Here is a 12,550-nt window from a genome sequence, read left to right as displayed (position 1 = left end):
GAGTTCGGGGCAATTGCCCGGTTTAGATCGGCTTGAGCGCCCACTCTTCGTCCCGATCCGCGGGATCCCGTCTCGAACCCGCGGGAACGGGCGCTCGGGCCGACAGGATCAGCCGTTCACCGGCGTGTGTTATCCAGAAGCCATGAGCGCAGGTTCCCCCGAATCAGAGTCAGCTTCCGGCACGCAGTTTCCGATCGGCACGACGACCGCGACCATCCGGGCGATGGCGGCAGGGCTCGCGCCGAGCGAACGCCGCGTCGCGGACGTGTGCGTGGAGCGGCCGCGCGAGGTGGCGTGGTGGTCCGCGGCGGATCTCGCGGAGGCGGCATCGACGTCGACCGCGACCGTGGTGCGCGCGTGCCAGAATCTCGGTTTCACCGGCTTCCAGCACGTACGGATGCTGCTGCTGCGCGACCTCGGCGCGGAGACCTCCACGACGCCGCAGGACGCCTCGCCGCCGGGCAGCATCGGCGTGCTGCAGGCGATCGTCTCGGAGGTCGGTTCGGACCTGTCCGGAGGTCTGGCGCCGCTGTCGGAGAAGTCCTTCGACGACACGGTGCGCGTACTCGCGAACGCGCGGCGAATCTTCGTCGTCGCGAACGGCGGCTCGGCACCGGCCGCCGCCGCCTTCGCGGTTCGGATGCTGGTCAACGGCAGGATCGCCGAGGCACCCACCGACACCGTCGTCCAACTGTTCGCAGCACGGACCCTGACCGCCGACGACGTCTGCGTCGCGGTCAGCGACTCGGGCATGAACGCGTACACGATCGACGTGACGAGGGCCGCCCGCGCGGCCGGCGCGTACGTCGTCGGCGTGACCGGCCATGCCCGGTCCACGTTGGTCGAACTGTCGGACTCCGCGCTGGTGATCGGGAACGGGTCGGGCCCGTACGCCGGGCACGGGGTGTCGGCGACAATCATCCAGCTGACGTTCCTGTTGGGGCTGCAGGTCGCGGTGTCCGAGGTCGACGGGGCGACCACCGACGCCGCCACGAAGAGCCTGGAACACTTTGCCGCCCTGATGAATCCGCCGATCATCGAGAACGAGCCGACGGACCGCATCTAGCCCACCAAACCTCATCGTTCGTTGCTGGACCATTCAGTTCACGTTCACCTTCGACTGGCTAACTACTCGATGTAATGAGAATTCCGAATCGAGCCGATTCGGGTAATCACGTTTCATCGGGAGAGGGTCATGGGCAGTATTCGAATCGAGGGCCTGGGCAGGAGCTTCGGCGGCGTCACCGCCGTCGACGACATCTCGATGGAGATCCAGGACGGCGACTTCCTGGTGCTCCTGGGCCCCTCAGGCTGCGGCAAGACCACGCTCCTCCGAATGATCGCCGGACTACTGGAGCCGACCAGCGGACGCATCGTCCTCGACGGCGAGGACATCACCTCGGCGCCCGCGCGCAAGCGTGACGTCGCGATGGTCTTTCAGAATTACGCGCTCTACCCGCACCTGTCGGTGGCCCGCAATCTCGGTTTCCCGCTCAAGGTGCGGAAGGTCGAGAAGAGTCAGGCCGCGGAACGGGTCGACGAGGTCGCGCGCCAACTCGAGATCGCGCACCTGCTCGACCGGAAGCCGAAGGAACTGTCGGGCGGCCAGCGACAGCGCGTGGCTGTCGGGCGCGCGATCGTCCGCAATCCCAAGGCGTTCCTGATGGACGAACCCCTGTCCAACCTGGACGCCAAGCTGCGGACCGCGACACGACGCGAACTCACCGATCTGCACCGACGACTCGGCGCGACGTTCGTGTACGTCACCCACGACCAGGTCGAGGCGATGACGATGGCGACCCGGATCGCGCTCCTCAACGGTGGCGCCGTCGAACAGATCGGCACCCCGGAGGAGGTCTACGACCGCCCGGCCTCGGTGTTCGTCGCCGGCTTCCTCGGCAGCCCCGCGATGAACCTGCTCGACGCCACGGTCCGCACCGTCGACGGCGCCGTGTGCGCCCTCGCCCCCGGCATGCGTGCGGACCTGTGGCCGGGCGAGACCGACGACCTCGACGTGGTCCTCGGCATCCGTCCCGAACACCTTCGCGTCGGCGACAACACCGAATCCGTATGCCTCACCGCGACTGTCGATTCCGTCGAGAACCTCGGCAGCGAGGAGATCGCGTACTGCACGGTCGGCGACACGACGGTGTGTGTCCGGTCCCCGCGGCCGATCGCGATGAAGCCCTTGCAGATCCTCACCCTGACCGCCGATCCGCAACACGTGCACCTGTTCGACCGCGCGAGCGGTCGGCGAATCGAGTGGATCGATGTACCCCAGCACACCGACGTTCCTGTTTCTCCAGCTAGGAGCTTGACCCATGCGTAGACGCACCACCGGCCTGGCGCTGCTGTCGCTGGCCGCCCTCACCCTCACCGGATGCGCCACCGGCGCCGGCGCCTCGAGTTCGTCGTCCGACGGCGTCGTGCCCGAACTCGACCCCGACCAGAAGGTCGAGATCACCTTCGAGTCCTACAACCTGACACAGGCAGGTCCGTGGACGGACACCATCACCGGATTGATCGCCGACTTCGAGGCCGAACATCCCAACATCGATGTCAAACCCCAACCACCGCAAGGAACATCGGCCGCGGGAAGCGGAACGGCGAGCAGCGTGCAGACCCAGTTGCTCGCCGGAACCCCGCCCGACGTGGCGCAGTTGACCTTCGACACGCTCGACTTCGCCGTCAACGAGCTGGGTGCCCGTTCCCTCGACTCGATGGTCGGCGCCGATGCCGTCGACGAGCATCTCGCAGGCGCGCACCCCTATCACCCGCGGGCCGCGACCCTCGGCGACTGGGAGGGCCAGACGTACGGCATGCCGTACGTCTTCTCCACCCCGGTCCTGTTCTACAACGCCACCGCGTTCCAGAAGGCGGGCCTGCCGGCCGACACCGACCTGTCGACGTGGACCGATGTCGCGGCGGCCGCGAAGAAGATCACCGCGACGACAGGCAAGCCGGCGCTGACGATCTCGTGCGCGGTCAAGGGCGGCAACTGGTGCATGCAGGGACTGTTCCGGTCGGCCGGCGGCAATGTGCTGTCCGAGGACCGCAGCACCGTCGAGTTCGCGAGCGACGATTCGCTCGCGGCGGTGCAGATGCTGCGCGACCTGTACGACCAGGGCGTGCTCGCCAACCAGGACTCGGCGGGCCAGATGGAGAGCTTCATGAAGGGCGACAGCTCGATCCAGCTGCAGTCCTCGGCGGTCCAGGGCATGCTGCTGGGCGCGTCGAAGGCCGCCGGCTGGGAACTGCGGGCCGCGGCGATGCCCGCGTTCGCCGGCGGCGAGGCGGTGCCCACCAACTCCGGCTCGGCGCTGTTCGTGTTCTCCCAGGATCCCGCGAAGCAGCGCGCATCGTGGGAGCTGATCAAGTTCATGACGAGCGATCACGCGTACACCGAGATCTCGTCCAAGATCGGCTACCTGCCGCTGCGCACGTCGCTGACCACCGACCCCACGGCACTGAAGGCCTGGGCCGACGGCAACCCGCTCCTCGCCCCCAATCTGAAGCAGTTGGACCGGCTCGAGCCGTGGCAGTCCTACCCGGGCAACAGCTACGTTCAGATCGACGACATCCTCGCGACTGCGATCGAGGAGTCGGTCTTCTACGGCAAGGACCCCGCATCCACGATGGCCGCTGCCCAGCAGCGCGCCCAGGACCTGATCGGCTGAGTGAAACGAACATGACGACCAACCTCGACCGCACCCCGTCCCGCCGCCTCCCTGCCCGCGGTGTGCACAACCTCCGCGACGTCGGCGGATATCCGACAGTGTCGAACCTGACGACCAAGTGGGGCAAGCTCTTCCGCTCGGACGCCCTGCACGGAATCGACGCCGACGGCCGGGCCGAACTGGCGGGCCGCGGCCTGGCGCTCGTCATCGACCTGCGGGAGACGGACGAACGGACCAGCGCACCGAACGCACTCGACGGCGTCGGGCACCGCGAGGTGCACCTGCCCGTCTACCGCGACGGACTCGGCACCCGCGGCGCGACCTACACCGCCGAGACCCTAGACCTCGGCGGGATCTACACCTGGATGCTCGACGACCACGGCTCCGCCCTGACCGACGCCGTCCGCCTCATCGCCGACTCCGGAAGCGACCCGGTCCTGGTGCACTGCACTGCCGGCAAGGACCGCACCGGCCTGGTGATCGCCCTGGCCCTGGCGGCCGTCGGCGTCGACGACCGCGACATCGCCGCCGACTACTCCCTGTCCGAGCTGATGCTGGCCGGTGAATGGGTGGACGCGATGACCGCCGTGATGGCGGCGCGCGGCCTGCCCGCCGGAACCGACATCACCCAGATCGTCGCCTCCAGCCCGGCCCCGCTGATGCTCGCCACGCTCGCGTCACTGCGCGAGCGCCACGGCGACGTGCCCGACTACCTGCGCGCGCACGGCATGACCGACATCGAACTCGACAACCTGCGCGTCTGCCTCCTCGGCTGACCCCCCACCCTCACTAACCCGAAGGAAGACAACCATGTCCACGAACGGACAGTACGGCGCCCCCGAACACTTCGTCCTGCACATCAGCGACACCCACTTCGTCGGGGACGGCGAGTTGCTCCACGGCAGCGTCGACAGCGACGCCAACCTGGGCCGCCTGTTCGACCGCCTCGACCGCGCCGGGCAGCGACCCGAGGCGATCGTGTTCACCGGCGACCTCGCCGACGCCGGCAACCCGCAGGCGTACGCCCGACTGCGGGACATGGTCGAGCCGGCGGCGGAGAAGCTGGGCGCCCAGGTGATCTGGGTGATCGGCAACCACGACAGCCGGCCCGAGTTCCGCGCGGGCCTGCTCGGCACCGAGCCCACACAGGAGTCGGTGGACATGGTCCACGACATCGACGGCCTGCGGATCATCGCGCTCGACAGCACCGTTCCCGGCCACCATCACGGCGAGATCACCGACGAGCAGATCGATTGGCTCCGTGATGTTCTCGCGACTCCTGCCCCGCACGGCACGCTGCTGGCGCTGCATCACCCGCCGGTGCCGAGCCCGCTGGAACTGCTCGAGTCCGTCGAACTGCGCGACCAGCACCGGCTCGAGGACGTGCTGCGCGGCACCGACGTCCGCGGCATCCTCGGCGGCCACCTGCACTACTCGACCACCTGCACCTTCGCAGGCATCCCGGTGTCCGTCGCATCGGCCACCTGCTACACCCAGGACCTGTTCCCTGCGGGCGGCGGCATGCGCGGCCAGGACAGCGGGCAGTCGTTCAACCTGGTGCACGTGTACTCCGACCGGATCCTGCACACCGTCGTACCGGTCGAGGAGGGCCCGACGCTGTACGAGGTGACGATGGAGCAGCTGCGCTACTACCAGTCGCTGTCCCCCGAGGAGCAGCTCGCGGTCATGGCCGACGCGTCGAACCACTGATCCGACCCCGAAACCGATTGCGAGTATTCGATGTTCGTCGAAGTTCCGGCGAGCGCTGAGCCGCGGAGCGTCACCCCGGCCCTGCCTGTGCAGGCAGGGCCGGGGTGGCGGTCACGCGCAGCACGGCGCGCCGTCCCCTACATGTTCCTGCTGCCCGCGGTCGTCCTGCTCGTGATGTGGACCTACAAGCCGCTCGCCGAGACGGTGGGGCTGTCGTTCTACAAATGGAACATGATCCCGACCAGCCCGAAGACGCCGGTCGGCCTGGACAACTACGTCACCGTGCTCTCGCTCCCCGAACTGCACCAGGCACTGTGGAACACCGCCCTCTACATCGGCGCATTCATGGTGTTCTCCCTGGTTCTCCCGCTCGCGATCGCGCTCCTGTCCGCCCGGGTGAGCGGCCGGGCCCGCACGTTCTACCAAGCACTGATCTTCGTCCCGTTCCTCGTGACTCCCGTTGCGAGCAGCGCCATCTGGCGCTGGCTGTTCAATCCCGACAACGGCATGATCGCCCGCATCTCGGCGACGATGGGTCACGACCTCGGCAACGTGTTCCGTGATCCGAAGCTCGCGCTGATCGGCGTGGTCGTGATCGTCGGATGGCAGATGCTCGGCTTCGGCGTTCTCGTCATCTCTGCGGGAATGGCGGGGATCAGCCCCGACTACGGCCACGCGGCCGCGCTCGACGGCGCCACGCCGTCGACGATCACGCGCCGGATCACGCTGCCGCTGCTCTCCCCCACCCTGCTGTTCCTGGCGATGATGACGATCCTGCTCAGCGCGCAGTGGACCTACCCGGTGATCGACGTCCTCACGCAGGGCGGACCCAGCGGCTCCTCGACCAACATCTACTACCTGTTGTACGAGTTCGGTTTCCGCAACTTCGATGCCGGCATGTCGGCCGCCGCGGGCACCCTGTTCTTCCTCGGCTTCGGCGTCATCGCGCTCGTGTTCGTGCGGCTGACCGAGCGCCTGAGCTTCTACGACAACTAGGAACCAGTCATGGCCTTCGTCCTCCTCGACCCGCCCAAAGTGCCCACTGCAACCAACGCACCCACCGCGCCGTCCGGATCGCCCGAACCACAGCACAGGAGCGGTCGCCGAGTCGCGCTCGGTCACGTGGCGCTCGCAGCGCTCGCGGTGTTCAGTGTCTTCCCGGTGTACTGGATGTTCGCCACCGCGTTCCGCCGACCGGAGGACACGTTGTCCGGCAGCCCGGTCCCGTGGCCGCTGAGTACCGAGAGCTTCCGGTACGTGTTCGACACCATCCCGATGCTGTCGATGCTCCTCAACACCTTCGCGATGGCGTTCGTGGTCGCGGTCAGTCAGCTACTGGTAGCCCTGCTCGCGTCGTACGCGTTCGCACGCTGGGACTTCGTCGGCAAGCGCCTGCTGTTCCTTCTGTTCGTCGGATCCTGGCTGGTGCCGTTCCAGGTCACGATGATCCCGAACTACCTGTTGATCTCGCAGATGGGCCTGCTCGACACCGTGGCCGGCGTGGTGATCCCCAACCTGTGCTCGGCGTTCGGCGTCATGCTGCTGCGCCAGCACATGGAGGCATTCCCGCGTGAGTTGCTCGACGCGAGCGAGATGGACGGGCAGGGTGCGTGGGCGTCGCTCTGGCGTGTGATCGTGCCGAACATGCGACCGGCACTCGCGGCCCTGGGCATCATGCTGTTCATCTCGGCGTGGAACGAGTACCTCTGGCCGTCGCTGATCCTGCGGAACTCCGATGCCCTGGTGCAGATCGGTATCCGCAGCTTCCTCGGCGCGGAGGGCAACAACTGGGGCGCGGTGATGGCCGCCTCCGGCATCGCATGTCTGCCGATCTTCCTGATCTACATGTTCCTGCAGCGGCACGTCGTGGACGCCTTCGTGCGATCCGGGTTGAAGTGACCGGCGCCTGACAGCGCAGGTGGTCAAGCTCCGTGGCGGTAACGCGATTCGTAGGCGTCTCGTTCCTGGCCGAGTCGCTGTTGTTTGTGGGCGTTGAGCAGTTCCGGGTCGAGACTGTGGCTGACGAGGCGGTGTCGAAGGTAGATCGCCTTCAGCGCCAGCAGGAAGTACACGAAGGGCAGAAACAGCAACAGCACCATGCCGATTCGGATGATCCACGGTCCGGGGATCAACAGCAGGGCAACCAGGATCGGGACCAGCGGAACCAGGCAACGGATCGCGTAGCGCCGGGTGGCGCCCGGCCCGGTGATGTCCCGGACAACCCACTCGTGCAGGTGGTCGGGAAGCGTCCCGCCCAAGATGTAGCCGAGGCGCTGACCGCCGGTGGGCGCCGGCGAACTCGGCCTCGCCGGAAATGTGCTGTGTGTCATCGTCAGTCCTCGCTGGCAATCGTTGGATGGCGGGTATCGGCGAAGACGATTGCGCGTGCGTGCTCGATCGCTTCGGGGGTGGTGGCGAAGAGTCGGCGTCTCTCGCCGTCACTGGTGGTGAACACGCCGAGCGCGGCCAGGGGGCGCAGATGCTCGGGTTTGGCACCGGCGATCAGGACGGTGATCTGACGATTCTCGAGCTTCGCGATGACGTCCTGGAGTACGAGGGTGCCGGTGGCGTCGAGGGCGGTGATCCGCGACATTCGCAGGATCACCACCTTGACGTCGGAGACTTCGGCGAGTTCGAGCAGGAATCGATGCGCAGCGGCGAAGAACAGGGCACCGTCGATCCGGTACGCGACGATGTGCTCGCGCAGCAGTTCGTGTTCCTCGGCCAGGTGATCGCCGGTCTCGTCGAGCGGGACCTGTTCGATGCGGGCGGAGCGCGCGACTGCACGCAGCGCAAGGATCGCGGCGAACCCGACGCCGACGGCAACAGCCGCGACCAGGTCGAACACGACGGTGACCAGGAACGTCGCCACCATGACGATCGTGTCGGCCCTGGTGGCGCGCACGATCGCGAGAATGGACGCGGTCTCGACCATCCGGACAGTGGTAGCCAGGAGAACTCCGGCGAGTGCGGCCAACGGGATCTCGGCGACCAGTCCGGCGGCGAGGTAGACGATGGCGGCGAGGATTGCCGCATGGGTGAGCGCGGCCAGGCGCGTGCGGGCACCGGATCGAACATTGACCGCGGTCCGGGCGATCGCCCCCGTGGCGGGCACTCCGCCGAAGAGGGGTGCGGCGATGTTCGCCAGGCCCTGACCGAGCAGTTCACGGTCCGGGTTGTGGCGTGTTCCCACCGCCATCGAGTCGGCGGCGGTCGCGGACAGCAGCGATTCGAGGGCGCCGAGGGCGGCGACGGCGAGGGCGGGCGCCAGCAGTGAGGTCACCTCACCGGGATGCAGGAAATCCAGGGACGGGGCCGCGAATCCGGAAGGGATGGAACTGATCCGCGCGAGATCGAGGTGGAACAGCTGCGCCACGATCGTGGCGACAGCGACCGCCAGAAGCGAGAACGGCACTCGGGGCAGGTAGCGGCCGCCGACGAGGATCACGGCGGCCACGCACAGCGCGGTCGCTGGAGTCAGGACCGACGGGTTCTCCAGGTAGCGGCGAACAGCGTCGAAGGCGCTCTGCCACACCTTCTCCCCCTCCGCGCCCGAAACACCGAGCGCGGCCGGAACCTGCTGCAGGGCGATGACGACGGCGATGCCCGCGGTGAACCCCTCGATCACCGGGGCAGGCACAAAGCGCACGGCCCGCCCGACGCCCGCGAACGCCAGCAGCACCAGGATGATGCCGGCGATCAAGCCGACAGCGAGCACTCCGGTCGGCCCGTACTGGGCGACGATCGGGACCAGGACGACGGTCATCGCACCGGTCGGCCCCGACACCTGGAACCGCGAACCGCCGAAGACGGCGGCGACCACACCGGCGACGACCGCTGTCGTCAAGCCTGCTGCGGCGCCGAGACCGGAACTGATTCCGAATCCCAACGCGAGTGGCAGCGCGACGAGCGCGACGATGAGTCCGGCGAGCAGATCGGCGCCCGGCGCGCGGACAGCGGGGCTCCAGTCGCTCCAGCGCGGCATCAAGACGACTGCGGCGCGCGCGGCGTCGGCGACGCGGCCGCCCGAGGCGGGAACGGAACGAGGTTCAGACATTCACGGTGATCCTGGTAGATGGGCTGAGGGTGGCCCGACCCGAGTCGAGATCGGTTCGGCTCGGGTCGGGCCGAGAAGGCGTGGAGCGCAGGGGGATCGACGTGACGCGCTCCACGCCTCGTCATGGACGGGGCGTTCTACCCCGATTGCGGGCGCGTCACCGCTCGTCGCGACGAACCCGGCTGAAGTGCTCGTCGCGCACCGGCACCGGATCACCGAGCAGGTCCCGGCCGGACAGTCGCAGCTTGAGGGCCGCGAGTTCATCGCGAAGCGCGTCGGGCAGGGTGTTGCCGCCGATGGTGGCGAACCACTCGTCGATCAGTCGAGTCTCGGTGATCCACTCGTCGGGATCGACGTTCAGCGCCGCCGCCACCTCGGCCTTGTCGACCGTCAGGCCATTCAGGTCCAAGTCGTCGACGGCGGGCACGTTCCCGATCGGCGTCGCCTCGGCCCCAGCCGCGCCGTCGATCCGGCGCAACGCCCATTCGAGGATCCGGGCGTTCTCGCCGAACCCGGGCCACAGGAAGCGTCCGTCGTCACCGCGGCGGAACCAGTTGACATAGAAGATCCTCGGAAGCAGCGACGGGTCGGTCTTGGTGCCGATGTCGAGCCAGTGCGCGAAGTAGTCACCGACGTGGTAACCGAGGAACGGCAGCATCGCCATCGGGTCACGGCGCACCACACCGACGTTGCCGGTGGCCGCGGCGGTCGTCTCCGACGACAGGGTGGAGGCGAGGAACACCCCGTGCTGCCAGCTCGAGGCCTCGGTGACCAGGGGAACGGTGGTGCCGCGGCGGCCGCCGAAGAAGATCGCCGAGATCGGTACGCCGGCGGGGTCGTTCCATTCCGGCGCGACGGTCGGGCACTGCGCGATGGGGGTGCAGTACCGGGAGTTCGGGTGGGCCGCAGGCTCGCCGGAGTTCGGGGTCCAGTCCCGACGCCGCCAGTCCGTCAGATGTGCGGGCGGCTGATCGGTCATGCCCTCCCACCAGATGTCGCCGTCGTCGGTGAGCGCGACGTTGGTGAAGATCGAATTGCCTCGCTCGATGGTCGCCATCGCGTGCGGGTTCGTGTGCGCGCCGGTGCCCGGTGCGACACCGAAGAACCCGGCCTCCGGGTTGACGGCGTACAGCCGACCGTCCTGCCCGAATCTCATCCAGGCGATGTCGTCGCCGATGGTCTCGGCGGTCCACCCGTCGAGGGCGGGCTCGAGCATCGCGAGGTTCGTCTTGCCGCACGAGGACGGGAACGCCGCCGCGATGTAGCGGACCTCGTGCGAGGGAGAGGTGAGCTTGAGGATGAGCATGTGCTCGGCCAGCCAGCCCTCGTCCTTGGCCATCTTCGACGCGATCCGCAGCGAGTAGCACTTCTTCCCGAGCAGTGCGTTGCCGCCGTAGCCGGAGCCGTAACTCCAGATCATGCGTTCCTCGGGGAAGTGCGAGATGTACTTGGTGTGATCGCACGGCCACGTCGCGTCTGCCTGGCCGGGGCGCAGAGGGGCACCTAGCGAGTGCAGGCATTTGACGAATTCTGTTCCGGCGGTGAGCTTGTCCCACACCGGCGCACCGGATCGGGTCATGATCTGCATCGACACGGCGACGTATTCGGAGTCGGTGACCTGAACACCGAACTTCGGCTCGGCGGCGTCCAGCGGACCCATGCAAAAGGCGATGACGTACATCGTGCGCCCGGCCATGGCCCCGCGGTACTGCTCGGTCATCACCGTCTTCATGTCGACGGGGTCCATCCAGTTGTTGGTCGGCCCGGCATCGGACTGCGATGCCGAGCAAATGAACGTGCGGTCCTCCACCCGCGCGACATCCGCCGGATCCGAGGCACACCAGAACGAATTGGGTTTGCCCTCGAGTCGAACGAAGGTGCCCTTGTCGACCAGCAGCGCGGTCAAACGGTCCCATTCGGCGGCAGAACCGTCGCACCACACCACGTTCTCCGGTTCGGTGAGTGCGGCGACATCGGCCACCCACGAGACGATCTCCGGGTGTCCGGTTGCAGTGCATGCCGATCCGGCAGGGGTACTCGTCATGACGTCTCTCCTCGTCCAGGGCTCGTGAACCGACCACCCGACGGCGAGGCCGGCTGCGTGTTCACCACGATCGATATCGAATCACAGAAGATAAGAAGTTTAGAAAGTTCGCAACTAGTGAGTAGCAGTGGACCGCCCGAAGAAGACATCAACTCAGCCCCGCGACTCGCCTGACAGCACCGACACCTGGGGGGCCTCCTCGAGAAGCTCGGCCTGGCCGGCGACCACACCGGTGAGGATCTCTCGCGCGGTCTTCAACAGTTCGGCAACTCGGGGTGAGGTCAGCGCATACGACACCGACAGCCCCTCCCGCCGGGCCGTGACCAACCCGGCCCGCCGGAGGATCGATAGCTGCTGGGACAGGTTCGCCGGCTCGATTCCGACCTCGGGCAGCATTTCGGAAACGGCATGCTCGCGCTCACTCAACAACTCGAGAACCCTGATCCGGGCTGGATGCCCGAGGGTCTTGAAGAAATCGGCCTTCATCCGATACAGCGGCTGGTGCGAGTTCGCGACCATGTCACCTCCTGTCGTACCCATCGAAATCAGCAACTCTCCACCGAGAGGTGCACACCCTGCCCGGACAGCACGGCAGACCCGCCGTCCGCGAACTATGCTACACATTGATGCACTAGTTGCGAATCTTAGCAATTTGCCATGCCTCGCCTGTCGCCACCCGTCGGCCACCACCACAGGTCGTCCCCTGCTGTTCCAATCCAGCCCTGGATATCTCCCGAATCCTCTTGCCATATCGACTTTTTGATGTGCCGCTGATATGAAGAACACGTTCTAGTAGGTAGACACACGGAGGTTCTTCGCCATGGGCACACCAGTAATCGTCGAGGCAGTTCGCACACCGATCGGGAAGCGCGGTGGCTGGTTGTCGGGCCTGCACGCGGCCGAGATCCTCGGTGCCGCACAAAAGGGAATCGTCGATCGCGCGGGGATCGATCCGGTACTGGTCGAACAGGTCATCGGCGGCTGTGTCACGCAGGCCGGCGCGCAGTCCAACAACGTCACCCGCACCGCGTGGCTCGCCGCGGGCCTGCCGTGGCAGACCGG

Annotated in this window: 11 protein-coding genes and 1 pseudogene; 8 read left to right on the top strand and 4 right to left on the bottom strand. The window is 67.2% G+C overall.

The genetic code is table 11. From position 1 onward, the window contains the following. The first annotated feature begins 142 nt into the window (after positions 1-142). From J2X34_RS24485 to J2X34_RS24455, 7 genes are all read left to right on the top strand, one after another. Positions 143-1,066, top strand: coding sequence for a MurR/RpiR family transcriptional regulator (locus J2X34_RS24485; protein WP_114724229.1), 924 nt, complete (start codon positions 143-145; stop codon positions 1,064-1,066). A 129-nt stretch (positions 1,067-1,195) separates the two neighbouring features. After that, complete coding sequence (locus J2X34_RS24480) at positions 1,196-2,329, top strand: ABC transporter ATP-binding protein (RefSeq protein WP_114724228.1); 1,134 nt, start codon at positions 1,196-1,198, stop codon at positions 2,327-2,329. Further along, a complete protein-coding gene (locus tag J2X34_RS24475; protein ID WP_429519987.1) occupies positions 2,322-3,677 on the top strand; it encodes an ABC transporter substrate-binding protein in 1,356 nt (451 codons plus the stop codon). The genes J2X34_RS24480 and J2X34_RS24475 overlap by 8 nt, the downstream gene beginning before the upstream one ends. An 11-nt stretch (positions 3,678-3,688) precedes the next feature. Beyond that, positions 3,689-4,453: a tyrosine-protein phosphatase gene (locus J2X34_RS24470; protein WP_429519986.1), complete on the top strand. Its 765-nt coding sequence runs from the start codon at positions 3,689-3,691 to the stop codon at positions 4,451-4,453. A gap of 34 nt (positions 4,454-4,487) precedes the next feature. Further along, positions 4,488-5,387 (top strand): phosphodiesterase, encoded by a 900-nt coding sequence (locus J2X34_RS24465; protein WP_429519985.1) that lies wholly within the window; start codon positions 4,488-4,490, stop codon positions 5,385-5,387. 30 nt (positions 5,388-5,417) lie between these two features. Next, on the top strand, positions 5,418-6,383 hold the full coding sequence (locus J2X34_RS24460; RefSeq protein ID WP_429519984.1) for a carbohydrate ABC transporter permease: 966 nt from the start codon (positions 5,418-5,420) through the stop codon (positions 6,381-6,383). Positions 6,384-6,392: 9 nt separating this feature from the next. Further along, positions 6,393-7,286 carry a carbohydrate ABC transporter permease gene (locus J2X34_RS24455; RefSeq protein ID WP_429519983.1) on the top strand — a complete coding sequence of 298 codons (894 nt, stop codon included), beginning with the start codon at positions 6,393-6,395 and terminating at the stop codon, positions 7,284-7,286. Between the two features lie 23 nt (positions 7,287-7,309). Here the strand turns inward: J2X34_RS24455 and J2X34_RS24450 are convergent, their stop codons facing one another. The 4 genes from J2X34_RS24450 to J2X34_RS24435 form a co-directional block, all read right to left on the bottom strand. After that, positions 7,310-7,717, bottom strand: a complete 408-nt coding sequence (locus tag J2X34_RS24450) for a DUF5313 family protein (protein WP_429519982.1) — start codon at positions 7,715-7,717, stop codon at positions 7,310-7,312. Between the two features lie 2 nt (positions 7,718-7,719). Beyond that, positions 7,720-9,444 (bottom strand): SulP family inorganic anion transporter, encoded by a 1,725-nt coding sequence (locus tag J2X34_RS24445; protein WP_429519981.1) that lies wholly within the window; start codon positions 9,442-9,444, stop codon positions 7,720-7,722. A 157-nt stretch (positions 9,445-9,601) separates the two neighbouring features. Beyond that, positions 9,602-11,488, bottom strand: a complete 1,887-nt coding sequence (locus tag J2X34_RS24440) for a phosphoenolpyruvate carboxykinase (GTP) (RefSeq protein WP_429519980.1) — start codon at positions 11,486-11,488, stop codon at positions 9,602-9,604. Between the two features lie 153 nt (positions 11,489-11,641). After that, positions 11,642-12,007 carry an ArsR/SmtB family transcription factor gene (locus J2X34_RS24435; protein WP_114724219.1) on the bottom strand — a complete coding sequence of 122 codons (366 nt, stop codon included), beginning with the start codon at positions 12,005-12,007 and terminating at the stop codon, positions 11,642-11,644. 301 nt (positions 12,008-12,308) lie between these two features. Here J2X34_RS24435 and J2X34_RS24430 point away from each other — a divergent pair. Further along, positions 12,309-12,550 (top strand): annotated as a pseudogene (locus J2X34_RS24430) (steroid 3-ketoacyl-CoA thiolase); the annotation flags it as partial.

Origin of the sequence: Rhodococcus sp. BE178 (assembly GCF_050433545.1) — a bacterium.
GTDB lineage: Bacteria > Actinomycetota > Actinomycetes > Mycobacteriales > Mycobacteriaceae > Prescottella.
This window is presented reverse-complemented; position numbering and strand designations above follow the sequence as displayed.